At 52.1% G+C, this 21,009-nt stretch carries 17 protein-coding genes and 1 tRNA gene; 7 read left to right on the top strand and 11 right to left on the bottom strand.

The features are described 5' to 3' along the window. Positions 1–4: 4 nt before the first annotated feature. Positions 5–910 carry a DNA-binding transcriptional activator PunR gene (gene punR / locus SBO83_RS03300; RefSeq protein WP_396130439.1) on the bottom strand — a complete coding sequence of 302 codons (906 nt, stop codon included), beginning with the start codon at positions 908–910 and terminating at the stop codon, positions 5–7. A 159-nt stretch (positions 911–1,069) separates the two neighbouring features. On the opposite strand from punR, the gene punC reads away from it, so the two are divergent. Continuing rightward, on the top strand, positions 1,070–2,284 hold the full coding sequence (punC, locus tag SBO83_RS03295) for a purine nucleoside transporter PunC (RefSeq protein WP_396130438.1): 1,215 nt from the start codon (positions 1,070–1,072) through the stop codon (positions 2,282–2,284). Between the two features lie 363 nt (positions 2,285–2,647). After that, the gene (cfa, locus tag SBO83_RS03290; RefSeq protein WP_396130437.1) at positions 2,648–3,799 is read left to right on the top strand and encodes a cyclopropane fatty acyl phospholipid synthase; all 1,152 of its coding nucleotides are present in this window, start codon (positions 2,648–2,650) and stop codon (positions 3,797–3,799) included. Positions 3,800–3,872: 73 nt separating this feature from the next. Here the strand turns inward: cfa and SBO83_RS03285 are convergent, their stop codons facing one another. Further along, positions 3,873–4,529: a riboflavin synthase subunit alpha gene (locus SBO83_RS03285; RefSeq protein ID WP_353502418.1), complete on the bottom strand. Its 657-nt coding sequence runs from the start codon at positions 4,527–4,529 to the stop codon at positions 3,873–3,875. Positions 4,530–4,893: 364 nt separating this feature from the next. On the opposite strand from SBO83_RS03285, the gene SBO83_RS03280 reads away from it, so the two are divergent. The 4 genes from SBO83_RS03280 (at position 4,894) to SBO83_RS03265 (ending at position 9,002) form a co-directional block, all read left to right on the top strand. After that, entirely contained in the window at positions 4,894–6,267 is a 1,374-nt protein-coding gene (locus SBO83_RS03280) for an MATE family efflux transporter (protein ID WP_353502419.1), read from the top strand. A gap of 204 nt (positions 6,268–6,471) precedes the next feature. Continuing rightward, positions 6,472–6,548, top strand: a tRNA-Val gene (locus SBO83_RS03275). A 510-nt stretch (positions 6,549–7,058) separates the two neighbouring features. Beyond that, the gene (pykF, locus tag SBO83_RS03270) at positions 7,059–8,471 is read left to right on the top strand and encodes a pyruvate kinase PykF (RefSeq protein ID WP_396130436.1); all 1,413 of its coding nucleotides are present in this window, start codon (positions 7,059–7,061) and stop codon (positions 8,469–8,471) included. 294 nt (positions 8,472–8,765) lie between these two features. Beyond that, a complete protein-coding gene (locus SBO83_RS03265) occupies positions 8,766–9,002 on the top strand; it encodes a major outer membrane lipoprotein (protein WP_013576093.1) in 237 nt (78 codons plus the stop codon). Positions 9,003–9,209: 207 nt separating this feature from the next. On the opposite strand, the gene SBO83_RS03260 is transcribed toward SBO83_RS03265, so the two are convergent. From SBO83_RS03260 to sufA, 7 genes are all read right to left on the bottom strand, one after another. Further along, positions 9,210–10,238 carry a L,D-transpeptidase family protein gene (locus tag SBO83_RS03260; protein WP_396130435.1) on the bottom strand — a complete coding sequence of 343 codons (1,029 nt, stop codon included), beginning with the start codon at positions 10,236–10,238 and terminating at the stop codon, positions 9,210–9,212. A gap of 283 nt (positions 10,239–10,521) precedes the next feature. Continuing rightward, positions 10,522–10,935 (bottom strand): cysteine desulfuration protein SufE, encoded by a 414-nt coding sequence (sufE, locus tag SBO83_RS03255; protein WP_034791146.1) that lies wholly within the window; start codon positions 10,933–10,935, stop codon positions 10,522–10,524. A gap of 29 nt (positions 10,936–10,964) precedes the next feature. Then, on the bottom strand, positions 10,965–12,185 hold the full coding sequence (sufS, locus tag SBO83_RS03250) for a cysteine desulfurase SufS (RefSeq protein WP_100937247.1): 1,221 nt from the start codon (positions 12,183–12,185) through the stop codon (positions 10,965–10,967). After that, positions 12,185–13,486 carry a Fe-S cluster assembly protein SufD gene (sufD, locus tag SBO83_RS03245; RefSeq protein ID WP_396130434.1) on the bottom strand — a complete coding sequence of 434 codons (1,302 nt, stop codon included), beginning with the start codon at positions 13,484–13,486 and terminating at the stop codon, positions 12,185–12,187. Before sufD ends, sufS begins: the two co-directional genes overlap by 1 nt. Then, positions 13,461–14,207 (bottom strand): Fe-S cluster assembly ATPase SufC, encoded by a 747-nt coding sequence (gene sufC / locus SBO83_RS03240; RefSeq protein ID WP_353502425.1) that lies wholly within the window; start codon positions 14,205–14,207, stop codon positions 13,461–13,463. The genes sufD and sufC overlap by 26 nt, the downstream gene beginning before the upstream one ends. Positions 14,208–14,380: 173 nt before the next feature. After that, complete coding sequence (gene sufB / locus SBO83_RS03235) at positions 14,381–15,904, bottom strand: Fe-S cluster assembly protein SufB (protein WP_396130433.1); 1,524 nt, start codon at positions 15,902–15,904, stop codon at positions 14,381–14,383. Between the two features lie 30 nt (positions 15,905–15,934). Continuing rightward, complete coding sequence (gene sufA / locus SBO83_RS03230; protein ID WP_353502426.1) at positions 15,935–16,306, bottom strand: Fe-S cluster assembly scaffold SufA; 372 nt, start codon at positions 16,304–16,306, stop codon at positions 15,935–15,937. A 493-nt stretch (positions 16,307–16,799) separates the two neighbouring features. Between sufA and SBO83_RS03225 the strand changes: the two genes are divergently transcribed. Further along, positions 16,800–17,204 carry a hypothetical protein gene (locus SBO83_RS03225; protein WP_396130432.1) on the top strand — a complete coding sequence of 135 codons (405 nt, stop codon included), beginning with the start codon at positions 16,800–16,802 and terminating at the stop codon, positions 17,202–17,204. 98 nt (positions 17,205–17,302) lie between these two features. Here the strand turns inward: SBO83_RS03225 and menI are convergent, their stop codons facing one another. Then, complete coding sequence (gene menI, locus SBO83_RS03220; RefSeq protein WP_154145951.1) at positions 17,303–17,719, bottom strand: 1,4-dihydroxy-2-naphthoyl-CoA hydrolase; 417 nt, start codon at positions 17,717–17,719, stop codon at positions 17,303–17,305. 15 nt (positions 17,720–17,734) lie between these two features. Next, positions 17,735–20,791 (bottom strand): D-2-hydroxyglutarate dehydrogenase YdiJ, encoded by a 3,057-nt coding sequence (gene ydiJ, locus SBO83_RS03215; protein ID WP_396130431.1) that lies wholly within the window; start codon positions 20,789–20,791, stop codon positions 17,735–17,737. Positions 20,792–21,009 lie beyond the last annotated feature (218 nt).

Here is a 21,009-nt window from a genome sequence, read left to right as displayed (position 1 = left end):
GTTTTTAATTGCGCAACCACTCCTGATTCATGGTTTCACTGTCGCCGAGATAGTCCAGCAGCCACGCCAGCGCGGGCGACTGATTGCTTTGGTCCCACGTCAGGCAGCAGGCGCTTTCCGGGAAATCCGTAGCCAGTTGCAAAACGCGAAGCTTATCCTGCTCGAGCCATTTATCCACCATATGGACGGGCATCATGCCGACACACAGCCCCGCGCACAGGCACTCAATGGCGCAGGTCCAGTCCGGCACCACCAGCCGACGCTGATTATCCAAGGTCCAGGTATCGCGCTTGGGTAAGCTACGCGAGGTGTCTTCCAGACATAGCGCGGGGTACTCTCGCAGCTGGTCGTCAATCAGCGGCGCGGGCAACGCCGCCAGCGGATGGCTCGGGCTGACCACGCAGTGCCAATCCATAAAGCCCATGTCGCGAAAGCTAAAACGCCCGCCGGTGGGCACCGCGCGGGTGGCGCCGATGGCGACGTCAGCGCGGCCATCAACCAGCGCATCCCACACGCCGTTGAACACTTCGGAATGAATAATCAGCTCGGTGTCCGGGAAGGTGCGATAGAAATCCGTCACTAGCCGCCGCGCCCTTTCTGGCTTAACTATACGGTCAACCGCCACGCTGAGCTGGCCGCGCCAGCCATTTGCCACCTGCTGGCACTGGCGGCGGGTCGCCATCATTTTTTTGATAAGCAACCGCGCATCCTCGACAAAAACCTGCCCGGCCGGGGTTAATTCCACATCGCGATGGCGGCGCTCAAACAGCGGCACGGCCAGCCACTGTTCCAGTTGGCGGACGGTATAACTCACCGCCGAGGGCACGCGGTGCAGCTCCACGGCTGCCGCGCTAAAACTGCCGGTGCGCGCCACGGCGTCTACCACTTCTAACGAGTATTCTGACCACATTTCATTCGCCCCCGGCTTGCTTTCAATATTTTTGATAGAACACTGCAAATATTAGCGTTTCACAACGCCTTTACCAAACACTTAAACTTCTCAGGAGTTTTCCTGCATTTGTTTGCCACCACGTAACGTCATTGATACATCGCATCTAAGAAGAGAAAAATGAAACCCTCCTTTGGATTTATGCTCTACCTCGCCGGGCTGAGTATGCTGGGCTTTTTAGCCACCGATATGTACCTGCCTGCATTCAGCGCGATGCAAACCTCCTTAGTCACCACGCCGGGCCTGATCAGCGCCAGCCTCAGTATCTTCTTAGGCGGCTTTGCCATTGGCCAACTGGTCTGGGGGCCACTCTCCGATCGCATGGGTCGCCGCCCGGTACTGATTGCCGGACTGACGCTGTTCGCGCTGGGCTGTCTGGGGATGCTGTGGGTTGAAAATATTTATCTGCTGCTCGGTCTGCGCTTCCTGCAAGCCATCGGCGTGTGTGCTGCGGCAGTGAGCTGGCAGGCGCTGGTGGTTGATCGCTACTCGTCTGAAGTGGCGAAACGCACCTTTGCGACTATCATGCCGCTGGTCGCGCTCTCTCCAGCGCTCGCCCCGCTGCTTGGTGCATGGGTGCTTAACCATTTCGACTGGCAGGCCATTTTTGCCCTGCTGTTGGCCGTCGGCGTGCTGTTGCTGGCCTTCTCTTTCCGCATTAAAGAAGCCAAAAAAGCCAGTGGCGAGAAAAAGGCTGACAACATCAGCTTCTTCCGCCTGATGGCTTCGCCAGCGTTTAGCGGCAACGTGATGATTTACGCTGCGTGTTCGGCCGGTTTCTTTGCGTGGCTGACGGGTTCACCCTTTATTTTGAGTGATATGGGTTACACGCCGGGAGTGATTGGTCTGAGCTATGTTCCGCAGACAATTGCATTTTTGGTGGGGGGCTTCGGCTGCCGTTTGCTGATCGCCAAAATTGACGGCAACCGCATTCTGCCTTGGCTGCTGGCGGGTTACACCCTGAGCGTCGTGGCGCTTTATCTGGTGGCAGCCCTGACTCACGCCACGCTAATCACCCTGCTCATTCCCTTCTGTTTAATGGCTTTGGTGAATGGTGCGTGCTATCCAATTGTTGTAGCAAATGCATTAATGTCATTTCCTGCTAATACAGGCAAGGCTGCTGCACTGCAAAATACACTACAATTAGGTTTGTGTTTTGTTGCCAGCCTGTTGGTTTCCACTTTTATTGCCCTGCCACTTCTGGCCACGGTGACGGTAATGCTTGGCACCGTTGTCTTGGTTGGACTGGGATTTTTTATGGCCAAAAAAGGTGAGAAACAGGCGACTGCGGTAGCGGTAGCTGCCGGAGGAGAATTATCGCGAAACGATGCTTAACATGCTAACGGATCGTCATAATTACCCTCTGTAACAATCACTTAAAGTATATGCTCGCCCCGCACGATTTATTATTGAGAATGCGGAAAGGCGGGCATATACTCAATCGAACCTAAAAAAATAACATTTTACCAAAACTTTTATCACAACTTGTTGTCGATGCGGGGAGTGCATCACACTTTATAAAATGGATTTTTCACCCATACTCTTGGTGGCAGTGGGTGTTCTTCTAATTATTTCCTCTGTTCATAGTCGCATATCAGACAAGGCGGATTAACCGTCTGTTCTCATAATGACCTGCATAAATTGCCTAATATTTTCTTGGCAGGTTAATAAGTCAGAAGAGAAAGTGATGGAGAAGCTATGAGTTCATCGTGTGTAGAAGACCTGAGTATTCAAGATAATCAATGGTATCGCATCGCCAATGAAATGCTCGGGATGGCCGATATCCAGATTAATGGTACTCGACCTTTTGATATAAAAGTAAAAAACCCTGATTTCTTCAAGCGTGTTTTACAGGAAGGTTCTTTGGGTCTGGGCGAAAGCTATATGGACGGCTGGTGGGAATGCGAACGTCTTGATATGTTCTTCCAGCGGGTCATTAACGCCGGTCTTGAGACTAAACTCCCGCGCCATTTTAAAGATACACTCCGCATTGCAGCCGCACGGCTAACCAATCTTCAATCCAGAAAACGCGCCTGGATTGTGGGCAAAGAGCATTACGACTTGGGCAACGACTTGTTCAGTCTGATGTTAGACCCCTATATGCAATATTCCTGCGGTTACTGGAAAGACGCGACCACGCTCGAACAGGCTCAGGAAGCAAAATTAAAAATGATTTGCGATAAGCTGCAATTGAAGCCGGGCATGCGCTTGCTCGACATCGGCTGTGGTTGGGGTGGGCTTTCGGAATTCGCAGCGAAAAATTACGGCGTTAGCGTTGTTGGAGTCACTATCTCTGCTGAGCAACAAAAAATGGCACAAGAGCGCTGCAAGGGCCTCGACGTCACTATTTTGCTGCAAGACTACCGCGACCTGAACGATCAGTTTGATCGTATTGTGTCCGTGGGCATGTTCGAACACGTGGGTCCGAAGAATTATCAGACTTACTTTAACGTGGCGAAACGCAATATTAAGCCAGACGGGTTATTCCTTCTGCATACTATTGGTTCGAATAAAACCGACCTTAACGTTGACCCGTGGATCGATAAGTATATTTTCCCTAATGGCTGCTTGCCTTCCGTTCAGCAAATCGCGCAAACCAGTGAATCACTGTTTGTGATGGAAGATTGGCACAACATCGGGGCGGATTACGACAGGACGCTGATGGCGTGGTATGAACGTTTCCAGCAGGCATGGCCTTCTCTGGCAGAACGTTACGGCGATCGCTTCTACAGAATGTTTACTTATTATCTTAATGCCTGTGCCGGCGCCTTCCGCGCCCGTGACATTCAGTTGTGGCAGGTGGTGTTCAGCGCGCAAGGCGTCGAAGGCGGTATTCGCGTTCCACGCTAAGTAACAGACGAAAAAAAGCCGGACAGTGAAGAGCTGCCCGGCTTTTTTATTGCGCTATTTTTTATTTTATAAATTAGTGCTCTTGCTGTTCGGCCAGCGCCTGCGCGGTAGCCATCGCGGCTTCGCGGCTTGCCAACACGCGCTCAACGGTGTCAACGATCGCCTGGGTCTGCGGGTCGATTTCAATATTGATTTTATCCCCCAGACGTTTCGCGCCTAAGGTGGTTCTTTGCAGCGTTTCAGGAATTAGATGCACGCAGAAACGGGTTTTGGTCACTTCACCGACGGTCAGGCTAATGCCATCAATGCCAATGAAACCTTTATGCAGCACATATTTCATTAAATCTTCGTGAGGCATGCGGAACCAGATTTGACGGTTATTTTCTGAGGTCAGAATTTTCGCCACTTCAGCCGTACAAATAATATGCCCCGACATTAAGTGGCCGCCGATTTCATCATCAAATCGCGCTGCGCGCTCGAGATTTACCTCGGCACCGGGCTGCAAATCACCCAGATTGGTCAGGCGCAGCGTCTCTTTAACCAAGTCGAAGCTCACCAGATCCCCCTTAACTTCCGTGACGGTAAGGCAACAACCATTGTGAGCAACCGACGCGCCAAGCTCGAGGTTGTCCAGCATATGGGCTGGCATTTTGACAACGTGGGTACGGAAGTTAGGTTTTTCATCGATGGACACTAGCGTTCCTGTGCCCTGAACAATACCGGTAAACATAGGTCATGCCTCATTAAATGCTTGTCTCTTATCCGTCAGTTTGCCGCAGAATTGAAGGAAAGCCAAATCAATGAATCTAAAATATCAACCCGATGTAAAAGCGCATTATTTAACTCGACATTAACAGCTTTATTGCTTAAAAAATCTTAAGATGTACAATCTTCGGGCTATTTCCCGCTATTTTAGCGTCATGTTTTCCATGACGTTTTCTTAATTTAATCACTGTCCAACGTGGTTGGAGTTTCGGCAATACAGCACGTGAAGCGCCTTTGGGAATGTTTATAGGAAATATTCCCCTCTCCGGTGTACGGCTCTCGACGCGATAACTTCAGGAACGAAGGATTAACCATATAAAGGTGTATACGTGCAGAAGTACCTTACAGAAGCGCGTGTCTTATTAGCGCTCGCTGTTCCCGTCATCTTTGCTCAAATTGCTCAAACCGCAATGGGCGTGGTGGACACCATCATGGCTGGCTCGGTCAGCGCAACGGACATGGCCGCGGTGGCCGTCGGTACCTCTATCTGGCTGCCAGCCATCTTATTGGGGCATGGCCTGGTGCTGGCGCTTAGCCCGACCGTGGCCCATCTCAACGGGGCCGGCCGACGGGATAAAATTGCCCATCAGGTACAGCAAGGTTTTTGGCTGGCGGCGGGCGTGTCGGTGCTGATCATGGCCGTCATCTATAATTGCGAGCACATCATCGGCCTGATGCATAACGTGGATGAAGAGCTGAAAGAGAAAGCCATTGGTTACTTGCATGCCATCATGTGGGGCGCGCCGGGCTACCTGTTCTTCCAAGTGCTGCGCGTGCAGTGCGAAGGGTTGTCGAAAACCAAGCCGGGGATGATCTTTGGTTTCGTTGGGCTAATGGTCAATATTCCGCTCAACTACATCTTCATCTATGGTCACTTTGGCGCACCGGCGCTGGGCGGCGTTGGCTGCGGCGTGGCGACAGGCACGGTCTACTGGGTGATGTTCCTGATGATGCGTTACTACGTGAAGCATGCTTACTTCATGAAGGACATTGTAGCGCAGAGCCGTTTTGCCAAGCCGGATTGGGCCACCCTTAAACGCTTAACCTCGCTGGGCCTGCCAATTGGTTTAGCGCTGTTTTTCGAAGTGACGCTGTTCGCCATCGTCGCGCTGCTGGTTTCTCCACTGGGCATTGTCGCCGTGGCAAGTCACCAGATAGCCCTAAGCCTAGGCTCGCTGATGTTCGTCATTCCGCTCTCTTTGGGCATGGCGACCACCATCCGCGTGGGTTCGCGCCTGGGCGAGTCCTCGGTGGAAGGGGCCCGCGTGTCAGCCCGCACCAGTATTTTCACCGGGGTGGTGATTGCCTGCTTCACGGCGTCTCTCTCGGTGATTTTCCGTGAACAGATCGCCGCGCTGTATAACGACAGCCCGGAGGTGGTGGCGCTAGCCTCCAGCCTGATGCTGCTGGCGGCGGTTTATCAGATCTCAGATGCCATTCAGGTGATCGGCACTGGCGTACTGCGCGGCTATAAAGACACGCGTTCTATCTTCTACATTACTTTTGTTGCCTACTGGGTGCTGGGGCTGCCGATTGGCTACACGCTGGGTCTGACCGACTGGGTAGTGCCGCGAATGGGGCCAAGTGGTTTCTGGTGGGGCTTTATTATCGGGCTGACCTTCGCGGCGGTGATGGTGTCGCTGCGGATTCGCTGGATCCAGAACCAATCTTCATTCGTCATTTTGGATAAAGCGCGCCGATAATCTGCTTTGCAGCACAACTTAGCCGCCGGACAACCGTTTCCGGCGGCTAAGCCTGCCAGCATTAATGTTTAAAAAATCAACGCAATGAACATTAGCGCACCACTCAGTCACAATATCGTCGTAAAATGTTTTTTTTCCCTTGCCAGTCATCGGGTAGGTCGCTAATATTCGTCCCCGCTGCCGCACTGGCAGACAGAAAACGATGCGTCCGTAGCTCAGTTGGTTAGAGCACCACCTTGACATGGTGGGGGTCGGTGGTTCGAGTCCACTCGGACGCACCAGATGAACACTCCTTCTCTCCATAACTTTGCAGTCACGTCTTCTTCGTATTCAAATCCCAACATTGTTCAATTTCAGTATTAGATCCTAGAACCCAAGCCACTCGTTAGCCTTTATCCTGCTCAAAATAGTACCTATAGTGATTTCTCCCCTGCCCGTTTCGGCGATTTGCGCAACGAACGCCTCTCAGATGCCAGAAGCTTGCGCAGCGTCATGTTTTTTATTTTGTTTCCCGCCGCTTACCCCCTATAATACGCACCGTCTCTTCGATTGAATGGTTTCAGCCCCTTGATCTGTCGATATCGTACGTATAAAAGCAGCACCTTACCCAAGACGATGATTAATCGTACAGAAAGCCATGCCTTGGCTGAACTTTACACACCATTTCTTCTCCAGTCGCCTACGCTTAGTATTGTTTTGAATCAACCAGGCACCACCCAAATTTCTCGTGGGCAGCAGCGCTGCCGGGCGAACATATTCCCAATCCATCACAACTTGTAGATAAAATCGTCATGAAAAAGACCAAAATTGTTTGTACCATCGGCCCAAAAACCGAATCTGAAGAAATGCTGACCAAACTGCTTGATGCAGGCATGAACGTTATGCGTTTGAACTTCTCTCACGGTGATTACGAAGAACACGGTCAGCGCATCAAGAACATCCGCAACGTTATGGCTAAAACTGGTCATAAAGCGGGCATCCTGCTGGACACCAAAGGTCCAGAAATCCGCACCATGAAACTGGAAGGCGGCAAAGACGCTGTGCTGGTTGCTGGTCAGACTTACACCTTTACTACTGACCAATCCGTGATCGGTAACAGCGAGCGCGTAGCGGTAACTTACGCGGGTTTCGCAGCAGACCTGAAAATCGGTAACACCATTCTGGTTGATGACGGCCTGATCGGTATGGAAGTGACCAACGTCACTGAAACCGAAGTAACCTGTAAAGTGCTGAACAACGGCGACCTTGGCGAAAACAAAGGCGTTAACCTGCCGGGCGTTTCTATCGCTCTGCCAGCTCTGGCTGAAAAAGACAAACGTGACTTGATCTTCGGTTGCGAGCAAAACGTTGATTTCGTTGCAGCTTCTTTCATTCGTAAACGTTCTGACGTGCTGGAAATTCGCGAACACCTGAAAGCACACGGTGGCGAGCACATCCAGATCATCTCTAAAATCGAAAACCAAGAAGGTCTGAACAACTTCGACGAAATCCTCGAAGCTTCTGACGGCATCATGGTTGCTCGTGGCGACCTGGGCGTTGAGATCCCAGTTGAAGAAGTTATCTTCGCGCAGAAGATGATGATTGAGAAATGTAACCGCGCGCGTAAAGTCGTTATCACTGCGACCCAAATGCTCGATTCCATGATCAAAAACCCACGCCCTACTCGCGCAGAAGCGGGTGACGTGGCTAACGCCATCATCGACGGTACTGACGCAGTCATGCTGTCTGGCGAAAGTGCGAAAGGTAAATATCCGCTGGAAGCCGTGACTATCATGGCAACCATCTGTGACCGTACCGACCGCGTGATGCAAAGCCGTATCGACGGTCAGAATGAAAACCGCAAACTGCGCATCACCGAAGCCGTTTGCCGTGGTGCCGTTGAAACCGCTGAGAAGCTGGACGCGCCTCTGATTGTTGTCGCAACTAGCGGCGGTAAATCAGCCAAAGCCGTGCGTAAATACTTCCCACACGCCACTATTCTGGCTCTGACCACTAACGAAGTGACCGCACGTCAACTGATCCTGACTAAAGGCGTGATCACTCAGCTGGTCAAAGAAATCGCTTCTACTGATGACTTCTACCGCATCGGTAAAGAAGCGGCGCTGGAAAGCGGTCTGGCTCAGAAAGGTGATGTTGTGGTGATGGTTTCTGGCGCGCTGGTTCAGAGCGGCACAACCAATACTGCATCGGTACACGTTGTCTAATTAGAAAAGTGACATCGCTTTCTGCCAAAACGCCGCGTAATGCGGCGTTTTTTATTGGCTGCAATGTAAATAATTAGACAAGACAGTAAAAACAGCTAACAAATAAATGGGACAAGTCTCATGGAATCCAGCTGTTTTCGCTGCATTTTTTAACTTTTTCGCAAAAAAAGATGCTTCTTTGAGCGAACGATCAAAATAAAGCGATTGCGAGCAAAAATTTATTCTCATTAGAAAAAGGTTTGTGTAATACTTGTAACGCTACATGGAGATTAACTTAATCTAGAGGGTTTTATAATGAATCGCACTAAACTGGTACTGGGCGCTGTAATCCTGGCTTCTACTATGCTGGCTGGTTGTTCAAGCAATGCTAAAATCGACCAACTGTCTTCAGACGTTTCTACTCTGAACTCTAAAGTTGACCAACTGAGCAACGACGTGAACGCAATCCGTTCTGACGTTCAAGCAGCTAAAGACGATGCAGCTCGCGCTAACCAACGTCTGGACAACCAAGCTCACGCTTACAAGAAGTAATATTACTTCAATAGTTAAATGGCGCACTCAGTGCGCCATTTTTTTTGCCTGTCGTTCAGCATCTCTCCGCTCCCCTCTTCCACATCTGACATTCCCCGTCTAAATACCCTTAAAACTCGCCACAGCACCTTCTACCAGACGAACATAAAAAAAGGAGCTGGTATCAGCTCCTTAATATGCAATGCCTCTCTGGGCCGTACAGCGCGATTATTGGTTATCGGCGGTCTGGTAAGACTGAGCCTGAGTAATAGAAGCACCTTGCGGCTGTGGTGCTTGTGATGACGGCGCTTCTTGCGCTGAGTCAGCATCAGTGCCGTGACTCACAATCACCGGCATACCCGAGCGGCGCTCGATGGCCTGCTTCACAACATCTTCATTAGTCTCTTTATTCTTGATGAACTTCTTCTCTGCGGCGGTCAGCGCAATCGGCTTGGTCTGCGGATCGTCCTTGTCGGTGTGCGACAGCGGCTGGTGCACCTCGATATAACGCTTACCGTCCGGCTCAACCGCCACTTTGATTGGCTGATTGATTATCTGCACGCGCGTGCCTTTCGGCACCATGTTGAACAGCGCTTCGATATCGTCCGGGCGCAGGCGGATGCAGCCCGAGCTGACGCGCATACCGATACCAAAGTTGGCATTGGTGCCGTGGATCAGATATTGCCCGGTGCCCGCGGACAGGCGCATGGCGAACAGCCCCATCGGATTATCCGGCCCGGCTGGCACCATGCCCGGCAGCTTAATGCCGTCTTTCAAGTAAGCTTTACGGATGTTGGCGGTCGGTGTCCAGGTTGGATTGGGGATCTTCTGGCTGACCGAAGTCACCATTTCCGGCGTATTACGCCCTAATTGGCCAATACCTATTGGCAGCACGATCACCTTATCCTCCCCTTTCGGGTAGTAATAAAGGCGCAGCTCGGCAAGGTTTACCACAATGCCTTCGCGCTTGGTGTCGGGAAGCAGCATCTGCGATGGAATGGTCAGCACCGTGCCCGGCTTCGGCAAATAAGGGTCGGTGCCCGGGTTTGCTTCCAGCATTCCAATCAAACCAATCTGATATTTGGCGGCTGCCGCTTCGAGAGGTTTGCCATCGTTTGGCACAACGTAGGTGGTGTTCTCACCGATAAGGCGGCTGTTATCCGGCGGCAGCGGATATTCTGCGGCGTTGGCCGCGCCGGTTCCGGCTGTTAGATAGCCAGCGAATAACATCCCCATCAGGGGTAATACACGTTTCATACTCATTCCTACTGATGATTATCGTAAGGGTTGAAACCCGATGCCAAGGCAGGTGCGCAGGCATCAACTTCCTGTTGAGTTTTAATAGTAGCAATGCCTGAAGTAAAGGCAATTAAAACGCTTAAAATCAAAGCGTTACAAAAGCTCGACGGAATGAAAATTAAGGCAAGAGAAGCGTTTTAAGCAGCTGAATTATCAGAATTAAATGGCAAGGGAGGATGAGATGAAGGAAGAAATAACGTTGCTCATTAGCAGAACATTCCTAACGAGCAACGTGTCGTGATTAGCTCAATTGCTGGGCATTAGCACGAATAGCGCGGATCATCGCTTCAAGCCCTTGCGAGCGGGAAGGCGTAAGATGCTGGCTCAACTCAAGGGCAGTGAAGAAAGGACGCACGTCCAGTTCCACCACTTCCTGCGCTGTCAGACCTTGGTACAGGCTGAAGACAATCGCCAACAGTCCTTTAACAATGGCCGCATCGCTATCACCCGCGAAGCTCAGCTCACCCGCCTCGTTAGTCTGCATTACAATCCAGACTTGGCTTTGGCAGCCGGAGATCAGGTTTTTATCTTGGCGATGTTCATCGGCCAGCGCGGGTAATTGTCCACCCAGTTCAATCACGTACAGGTATTTCTCTTCCCAGTTCGGGCACCGGGAAAAGTTTTTCACTAATTTGTCTTTATCTGGCAAAGCCATAAAAATAGATCCTGATAATAGACTGCGGATTAACCCAGCAGACGATGAATGCGTTGCAGCCCGGCGACCAAGCGATCGACTTCTTCGCGAGTATTGTACATGGCGAGCGACGCCCGGCACATGGCCGGCACACCGTAAAATGACATCAATGGCATGGCGCAGTGGTGGCCGGTACGGATAGCAATACCGTATTGGTCAAGGAAGCTGCCGACATCGTAGGCGTGGTGCTTGCCCAAGTTGAAAGCGATTACGCCGGAGCGAATTGCCGGGCCATAGATGACAATATCAGGGATCTGAGCCATAGCTTCGAGTGCATAACTCATCAGCGACTGCTCGTAATCATGGATCTCAGCAATGCCCAGGTCAGTGACGTAGCTCATTGCCGCACCCAGCCCCATGATGCCAGCCGTGTTTGGCGTACCCGCCTCAAAGCGCCAAGGCGCTGCGGCAAAGGTGGTGCCTTCGGTTAGGCTGACGTGTTTGATCATCGAACCGCCGCCTTCCCACGGTGGCATTTGATCAAGCAGGGCTTTCTTGCCATACAAAATACCAATGCCGGACGGCCCGTAGAGCTTGTGACCAGACCAGACATAGAAGTCGCAATCCAGCGCCTGCACGTCCACGGTGTGGTGCATTACGGCCTGTGCGCCATCAACCAATACCGTCAGTCCGGCTGCTTTAGCCTGCGGAATGATAGTTTCGATTGGGTTCACCGTGCCCAGCACGTTAGAGACGTGGGCCAGCGCCAGCAGCTTAGTGCGCGGTGTGATCAGCGTTTCTAGCTCCGACAGATCCAGCTCGCCGTTTGGCGTTAAGTGCCAGACGTCGATATGCAGATCGCGCTCTTTTGCCAGCATCTGCCATGGAACGATGTTCGCATGGTGCTCCATCTCAGTGATGATGATGCGATCACCGGCATGCAGCAACGCGCGGCCAAAGGTGTTGGCGACCAGATTAATGGCTTCGGTCGAACCTTTGACGAACACGATCTCTTCGGCAGAAGCCGCATTGATGAACTCCGCCGCTTGCTGGCGAACATTTTCCATCTGCTCGGTGGCTTCAGCACTTAACGTATGAATGCCGCGGTGAACCGCGGCATAGCCATGCTGGTAGAATTCAAGTTCGCGCTCGATAACCTGGCGAGGTTTCTGCGCGCTGGCCGCGCTATCAAGGTAGGCCAGCGGCTGGCCGTTAACTTCACGGCTTAGCAGAGGGAAATCGTTACGTACTCTTTCCAGTGGAAAACTCATTACTCACCTCGATTTAGTCGGCCAGCAATACGGGCAATGACTACATCGCGCAGGGTTTCGTTTTCGATGGCTTCGGTCAATTCAGCCGCGAAAGCAAAGATAATCATATGCTGTGCGTCCTGGCCGCTGATACCACGCGCGCGCAGGTAGAAAAGCTGTTCGTCATCGATACGGCCCACTGTCGCACCGTGGCTACATTTCACATCATCGGCATAAATTTCCAACTGAGGTTTGGTGTCCACTTCAGCCTGTTTGCTCAGCAGCAGGTTGTTGTTGGTCATTTTACCGTCAGTTTTCAGCGCATGTTTTGCCACTTTAATCATGCCGTTAAACACGGCCTTAGCGCGGTCACGCACAATCACTTTATGCAGCTGATTGCTGTTGCAATAGCCTTTGTTGTGTTCGAGATAAGTACGGGTATCGGCAATTTCTGCGTCAACCGGCAATACCAGACTATTGATGTCCAGATTGCTGTTTTCACCGTTAAGCTGCGCGCTGGTGTTGTTACGGGTCAGACCCGCACCCAGCAAGAAGCTGTGGCTGGCAACGCGTGCGTCACGGCCAATCACTAAATCATTGTGCGAGAAGTGGAAGCTCGCCTGGCTTTCAAAAGCCAGTTTGTAGTGAGTGAAATCCGCGTTGTCGCCAACGTTCACGGTCATACGTGAGCCGGTGAAATGACCTTTGTCACTCAGGCTAACGTAGTGCTCGATCACTTCAGCATTGGCGCCGCTTTCAATCGCCAAGTGGTAACGATGGTGAACGGTATTAATCTCACGTGCCTGCTCGCGACCGCTGCTGACATGCAGCAAATAGAGTGGTTTATCTGCTTGTTTACCGGCAGGCAAACGCACAGACAGGCCGTCTTGCGCCAGACTTTCGGTCAGGTGCAGGAAGACTTCTGACTCAATCGGCTCAGGCAGAGTCTGCTGAACGGACGGGCTCAGTTTTTCAATTTCAAACGCGCCAGTTTGCACATCGCTAAGGTCAGCATCAAAGCGACCATCGACGAACACCAGGCGGTAAGCATCCAGCGGCAAAGCCAGCACCTTCAACTCTTCAGCGCTCAACGCCTGTGGCTGCGGAGCAAAGAATTGATTACCGAGCAAAGAGGAAACCGGAGTGTACTTCCAGTTTTCAAGCTTGGCGTGTGGAAAACCAATACGCAGAACTTGCTGCCAGTGCGCATGTGCGTGGGCAGAGTTCTCGCCGCCTGCGCTTTCGAACAGGCGATACAACTGTTGCATGGCGTGCGAACTGCCCGCCGCAGGTACGTTACTCTTGGTCTGTAAGCCAGCCATAACCCTGCTCCTCTAACTGTTTAACCAAGGTAAAATCGCCGGATTTAACAATGCGGCCCTGCCACAAAACGTGCACGTAGTCAGGCTTGATGTAGTCGAGGATACGCTGGTAGTGGGTCACGATAACGAATGAACGTTTGCCGTCACGCAGGCTGTTAACGCCGTCAGAAACAATTTTCAGCGCATCGATATCCAGACCTGAGTCGGTTTCATCAAGGATACACAGATTTGGCTCAAGAGCCGCCATCTGCAAGATATCGTTACGTTTTTTCTCACCGCCGGAGAAGCCGACGTTGACAGAACGGGTCAGCAAATCTTCTGGCATTTTCAGCATGGCGATTTTTTCTTCGATGAAATCAGCGAAGTCAAAACGGTCCATTGGTGCCTGACCGCGGTACTTGCGTACGGCGTTAACGGCGGTTTGCAGGAAGAAGTGGTTGGTGACGCCAGGAATTTCAACCGGGTACTGGAAGGCCATGAACACGCCTTCGCCTGCCCGCTCTTCTGGGTCTAAGTCCAGCAGGTCTTTACCGTTGAATTCAACAGTACCGTCGGTGACTTCGTAGTCCTCGCGTCCGGCCAGCGTCGCGGAAAGCGTACTTTTACCGGAGCCGTTCGGGCCCATAATAGCGTGCACTTCCCCTGGTTTGATCTCGAGATCAAGCCCTTTAAGAATTTCCTTTTCTTCGACACGGACTTTTAAATTCTTGATGCTTAACATACGTATCCTTGAGTTTGCGCCTGCGCGCTCATAATTCTGTGGTTCTTTCACTGGTTCAGTCGTTCAATTTCCAGCGCTCGTCTAAATCGTCTTCTCACGGGAAAGAAGTGGGTGGACGAGCGGGAAAAGCGTCAGTTCTCTTTATATAGCGTTGTTATATAAGAGAAAGAGAATCACCCGACGCTGTGCTCAAGGCTGATAGCCAGAAGCTTCTGGGCCTCAACGGCAAACTCCAGCGGCAGCTCAGAGAAGACATCCTTACAGAAGCCATTAACAATCATCGAAATCGCATCGTCTTCGCTGATACCACGTTGTAAGCAGTAGAACAGCTGGTCGTCGCCGATTTTCGAAGTTGTTGCTTCGTGCTCAAGCTGGGCAGTGTTATTGCGCACTTCCACATAAGGGAAAGTGTGCGCGGCGCTGTCAGGGCCGATGAGCATGGAGTCACACTGAGTAAAGTTACGGGCATTCTCGGCAGTTGGCAGAATCTTCACCAGACCGCGATAGCTGTTCTGGCTGTGACCGGCTGAGATACCTTTAGAAATAATGGTCGACTTGGTGTTTTTACCAATGTGGATCATTTTGGTACCCGTATCTGCCTGCTGCTTGCCGCTGGTCAGCGCCACGGAGAAGAATTCCCCGATTGAGTTATCCCCTTTAAGGATAACGCTCGGGTATTTCCACGTGATCGCGGAGCCAGTTTCAGACTGCGTCCAAGACATTTTTGAACCTGAACCTTCGCACAGTGCGCGTTTGGTCACGAAGTTCAGTATCCCGCCGCTGCTGTCTTTGCTGCCGGAGAACCAGTTCTGCACGGTGGAATATTTCACTTCAGCATCTTTATGCAGAATGACTTCAACCACCGCCGCGTGCAGCTGATAGGTGTCGCGCACCGGGGCAGAACAGCCCTCGATGTAGCTCACATAGCTGCCTTCATCGGCAATCAGAATGGTGCGTTCGAACTGGCCGGTTTTCGCCGCGTTAATACGGAAATAGGTGGACAGTTCCATCGGGCAGCGCACGCCTTTTGGTACATAAACGAAAGTACCGTCAGACGCCACGGCGGCATTCAGTGCAGCAAAGAAGTTATCTTGCGCAGGCACCACGGTACCGAGGTACTTGCGTACCAGATCCGGGTATTCATGAATGGCTTCGCCGAAGGAGCAGAAAATCACGCCCGATTCAGACAGCTTTTCACGGTAAGTGGTGGAGACGGAAACGGAGTCAAAGATGGCGTCGACCGCCACTTCTTTGCCTTCACGCACCGGAACACCCAGCTGTTCGAAGGCTTTCTCAACTTCGCTGGTCAGGTAATTTTTGCCGTCAACGGCAGGCACGCCCAGCGCATCGGCCGGCGGCTGCTGCGTGGCACCCGGCTGAGAACCACAGGTATCGTCACAGCTGCCGCAGGAAGGTGCGGAGTAGTAGCTGTAATCCTGATAATCGAGGGGCGTGTAGTACGCTTTCAACCAGTGTGGCTCTTCCATTTTCAGCCAAGCATGATAAGCCTGCAGACGGAACTCCAGCATCCACTCAGGCTCATTGCGCTTCGCGGAAATGGCACGCACCACATCTTCGTTGATGCCAGATGCTAATTCATCGGTTGCCAGCTGAGTGAAGAACCCTTCCTTGTATTTCGTCTCCTCGCCGACCCAAGACTGCACATTGTCTGGAATTTCTACGTTGCTTCGTGACATGTTGGTTACATCGCTTCGTTTACAATAATGTTAGACACCAAAGCTCTCGCCACACCCGCAGGCATGTTGAGCTTTAGGATTATTGAATTTAAATATCTGATTCAGTCCTTCGCGGACGAAATCCACCTCGGTGCCATCAATGAAAGGCATTGCCTTCAACGGGATGAACAACTTGGCACCATCGTGTTCAAACACCAGATCATCGCCGGCTGGCTGCTTAGTCAGATCGAGGACATACGCGAAACCTGCGCAGCCTGACTGCTTCACAGAGAGCTGTAGCCCTTTAACTTCTGGATCTTGGTTGATGAGCGTTTTGACCTGCTTAGCCGCAGAGTCAGTCAACGTCACACCTTTCCAAATGTTCTCATCTAAAGAGAACGTGCCGACTGTTTCAGTTTGCATCTGTCCTACCTCATCGTTTCAGGGTCATAGACAAGACCTATTGTGCCTATTCTAGTGATAACAGGTATCACTTCAACCTCTTGTTTTAAGAGGGTATAGCGATTTAGCGTGAGGAACTTCACTCTACGCTTACGCTTTCCAAGGCTGGCCGCTGGCGGGTCTTCAACACCGCGACCATCAACTAATTGAATAAGTTGTCAATTTTTTGTTAAAAAAAATCTAATTGCCGATTTTCAATCGGAAAAAATAATGTTCCTGATCACTATTATAAAACATTCATCGGAAATACCTATTTATGAATTCGTTCTTTTATAGTCAGGAAATGCCTTTTTTCGCCCCTATTTCCGCACTTTTAACAGGGATATTCCGCTTATTTATAGGTCTACAAATCGATAAATAAAAATCCACTGGCTGATTGATCACCCGCCGCTTTGCAAATATGATAAGTTCCACTTTGATAATGGTTATCATTCACAAAATTGGACTGCTGCTAATGACTCAATCGGTTAATGCATGGCTGCAAACTAAAATCGACGAATACAAATTCAGCGTGCGTGATGCCACGGTAGATTTTTATATGGCGGAAGCCGCGCTGCAAAGAGTCGACGCCGAAATCAGCCAGCTCAAGCGCTTCAATAGTATCTGTCTGGACATGGCGAACATGTGCCTGCAAAACGGTGATGACCACAGCTACCTTCACGCGCTGTGTAAATTACATAACCGACTTATTTTAGAAATAAATACCGCCCACCGTAATGAGCTATTCCGCGTGCAGAGTTATCACTTTGCTCGCCATACGTTGAAACTGATTTGTCACTATTATGCCATGATGGGCATCTGGGAAAAAGCGACAGCCTTTCAAACTGACTTTGTTAAACGCGTCCCTTTTCAGCTTTAAAGACATTTCAATCGATTAGCCGCCAGGCTTGTCGCAAATAAAAGGCAGACATAGGGAAATATGTCTGCCTGATGCACTTCCATTAACATTTCAGTCGATCAATCGATGATCATCGTGGTTAGCCGCGAAATGCAGCACAGCCTCTCCTGCTCATCGAAAATTTCAATCTGCCACACCTGATTGCGCCTGCCGGTGTGCAGGGCGCGGCACACGCCCTTCACCCTGCCCTTGGTTGCCGAGCGCAGGTGGTTGGCGTTGATCTCGACGCCCACCACTTTCTGCTCGCCCTCGCTGCACAGGTAGCCCGCCATCGAACCCATCGACTCCGCCAGCACCACGGAAGCGCCGCCGTGCAACAGGCCGAACGGCTGGGTGGTCCTTTGGTCGACAGGCATGGTGGCCTCAAGATGGTCGTCAGCCAGCAGCGTGAACTCAATGCCCACGTGCCCGACCATGCAGCCCTGCCCGCTGGCGTTTAGCGCCTCAAGGGTGGTTTGCCGTTTCCACAATGTCATAGGGTTTCCTTTCCGTTAAGGGATCATTTCCAGCAAGGCTTGCAAAGGATGCCGCAGCCCATTGCCTTCAATACGTTTTACCTGACTGCGGCACGAATAGCCGGTCGCCAGACAGCGCTGGCGCGGCAGACGCTGTAAGGATTGGTGCCATGACAGCTCGTAAATACCTAGCGAGTTTTGAATATTCTTGCTCTCGTGGCCGTAAGTCCCCGCCATGCCGCAGCAGCCGACGCTGACGTTTTCCAGCTTGGCGCCGTAGCGGGCGAAAATATCCCCCCACTGCTTGCCGCTGGTTGGCAGCGCCGTGCTTTCCGTACAGTGGCCGAACAGATACCAAGACTCGCCGCTTTGCTGCTGCTCCGGGCGATCCGCCAGCAAGGTGCTCAGCCACTCGTGGACCAATTGCACCTCAAACGAGCCGCGAGCTTCGCCCAGGATCTCTTTGTATTCATCGCGATAGCAAAGCACCAAGGCAGGATCGACCCCCACCAGCGGCATGCCCAACTGCGCCACGCGGTTGAGGAAGATGGAAGTTTTCTTGGCGGTTTTGGCGAAACGCTGCAAGAAGCCTTTGATGTGCTGCGCCTTGCCGTTCGGTGAAAACGGCAGCAAGACGGGCTTCAAGCCCAGCTTCTCTACTAGCCGCACGAAATCGGCCACCACCTGTGCATCGTAATAGCTGGTGAAGGGGTCCTGCACAATCAGTACATACTGGTTGCGCTGGGAAGGACTAATTTTCTCCAACTGCTCCAGCGTCATGGTGGTCGCGTTATGCCCCAGCAGCTGTTGGCGCAGGGTTGGCGTAGATAGCAGCGGCAGATCGACCATGCCGATGCTTTTGCGACTCATCTCTCGCACCCAAGGCTGGCTAAAGAAGAAGTTGAACACCTTCGGCACCTTCGCCATCAGCGGCGTATAGCTTTCCACTCCAGCGACCAAATGGTCACGCATCGGGCGAAGATAGCGCGTGTGGTAGAGCTGCAAGAAGCGCGAGCGGAAGCCCGGCACGTCGATTTTTATCGGGCACTGGGTCGAGCAAGCCTTACAGGCCAGACAGCCGGACATCGCCTCTTTCACTTCATGAGAGAAATCGTACTCGCCCTTATTGGCATGCCAGGTATTGCGCGTCCGGTCGATAAGCCCGCGGAAGCTCACTCCTTGCTGCGGCAAGGCATTTTCCAGCGCCAGCGGATCTACGCCCTGCTCTGCCAGTAGGCGCAGCCATTCGCGCACCAGCCCGGCACGGCCTTTCGGCGAGTGAATGCGGCTGCCGGTAATTTTCATTGACGGGCACATCGGGCTTTTCACATCAAAGTTAAAGCACAGGCCGTTGCCGTTACACTCCATTGCGCCACGGAAGGACTGGCGAACCTCGAGAGGAATCCGTCGATCAAAGGTGCCGCGCTTGACCGCGTCCACTTTCATCATCGGCTCGTCGTTGTCTAAAGGCGCACAAATCTTGCCGGGGTTGAGCCGATTGTCCGGGTCGAAGACCGATTTAATGCGGCGCAGCTCGTGGAACAGCTCTTCGCCGAAGAACGCCGGGCTGTATTCGGCGCGGAAGCCTTTACCATGCTCGCCCCACAACAGGCCGCCGTATTTGGCAGTTAACGCCACTACTTGGTCAGAAATCTGCTTCAGCAGGACTTCTTGTTGCGGGTCACACATATCCAGAGCCGGGCGGACGTGAAGCACCCCGGCGTCGACGTGGCCGAACATGCCGTAACTCAGGTTATGGCTGTCGAGCAGTGCGCGGAATTCAACAATATAGTCAGCCAGATGCTGCGGCGGCACGCAGGTGTCTTCGGCAAACGGCAGCGGCTTGGCCTGCCCTTTGGCATTCCCTAGCAGGCCGACGGCCTTTTTGCGCATATTGTAAATACGCTCAATGCCCGGCAGGTCGGCGCAAATCTGATAGCCAATCACCCCGGCTTCGCCGTCGCTGATTAAACTGTCGAGACGTTCACAAAGCGATTCAACCTGACGCTCGATCAACACGCCGTCATCACCTGCGAACTCGACAATATTCAGCCCCTGCATGTCTTTGCCGGGGACGTCGGTAATGTAGTCACGCACGGTGTGCCAGACGATATCTTCCCGCGCCAGATTCAGCACTTTGGAGTCGACCGTTTCCACCGACAGGGCATTGGCCTCAACCATCAGCGGCGCATTGCGCAGCGCGGAGTTGAAAGAGTCATATTTAATATTGACCAGACGGCGCACTTTCGGGATTGGCGTGATGTTCAGCCGCGCTTCGGTGATAAAGGCCAGCGATCCTTCTGAACCCGTGAGGATGCGAGTCAGGTTGAAGTTTTGCAGGTCGTCGCTTAATACGTGGCGCAAGTCATAACCGGTGAGGAAGCGGTTAAGTTTGGGGAATTTTTCGATAACCAGCGCGCGGTTGTCGCGGCAGCTATCTAACACGGTGCGATAAATCCGACCAATCACCGAATTCTCTTCACCCAGCTTGTCAGCCAGCGCCGTCGGCATGGAGGTGGTGTCGAGCATCTCGCCGCCAATCACAATCGCCCGCAGCCCGAGAACGTGGTCTGAGGTTTTGCCATACACCAGTGAACCCTGACCCGAAGCGTCGGTGTTGATCATGCCACCCAGCGTCGCGCGGTTACTGGTCGACAGCTCAGGGGAGAAGAAATAGCCGAGTGGGCGCAAATAGTCATTCAGCTGGTCTTTAATCACCCCCGCTTCAACCTTCACCCAGCCCTGCTCGACGTTAACATCTAGGATGCGATTCATATGACGGGACATATCAACCACAATTCCCCGGTTTAACGACTGGCCGTTGGTGCCAGTACCACCGCCGCGCGGGGTGAATACCAGAGATTTAAAACGCTCCTGCCCGGCGAGACGCGCCAATAAGGCCACGTCAGAGGTCGCCATCGGGAACAGCACGGCATCCGGCAATAACTGATAGACGCTATTGTCGGTCGCCATCGTCAATCTATCGGCGTAGCTGGTTGTCACATCGCCGGTGAACCCGTCTTTTTTTAACGCTTCCAAAAAATCGAGCACCAGTTGAATGACGCCGGGTGCCTGTGAAATCTGTGGGATCATTTATTTCGACTCTATTTTGTTGTTGTTTGCCGGGCCCTGTTCATTACCCAACATAAAAACTAACATACTTCGTTTTCAAGCGCTTCGTCTGCGTAAGGTTGACTATAATCATCCACCGATAGCGCCTGCGCGCACAGATGTCTGGCGCAACAAAAAGTGCGATCTATTGTCCAAAAATGAAGAAATGCTCCATGCTTATCCAGTTATGAAAAGCAGTA

Origin of the sequence: Ewingella allii, from assembly GCF_044430645.1 — a bacterium.
Classification (GTDB): domain Bacteria; phylum Pseudomonadota; class Gammaproteobacteria; order Enterobacterales; family Enterobacteriaceae; genus Ewingella; species Ewingella allii.
The sequence above is the reverse complement of the archived record's forward strand: the minus strand, read 5'-3'. Positions and strand labels throughout refer to the sequence as shown.